Source organism: Vibrio sp. T20 (assembly GCF_007858795.1).
Lineage (GTDB): Bacteria > Pseudomonadota > Gammaproteobacteria > Enterobacterales > Vibrionaceae > Vibrio > Vibrio satsumensis.
Window position 1 is genome coordinate 1 of sequence record NZ_VFEB01000009.1, and the last position, 314, is coordinate 314.

Sequence of the window (314 nt, forward strand, 5' to 3'; positions counted from 1 at the left end):
CGATTTAGGTAGCCGCCTATTACTCGAAACCTTACCTACTCTATCAGGTAAAGTCCTCGACTTTGGATGTGGTGCTGGGGTGTTAGGTGCTTTCATGGCAAAAGCCAATCCAGAAATTGCGATTGAGATGTGTGACATTAACGCGGATGCCATCACATCGAGCCAAGCAACACTAAAAGCCAATGGATTAACCGGCCATGTATTCGCCTTTGATATTTACTCAGACACTGCCGACGATTATCGTTTTATCATTAGTAACCCACCTTTCCACAGTGGTTTAGATACGAACTACAACGCAGCAGAAACACTCTTGG

The 314-nt window shown here is 44.9% G+C and carries 1 protein-coding gene; it reads left to right on the forward strand.

What is annotated here, in order from left to right:
* A partial coding sequence (locus tag FTW16_RS01090) for a methyltransferase (RefSeq protein ID WP_146489773.1) occupies positions 1-314 on the forward strand: 314 nt, incomplete at both ends.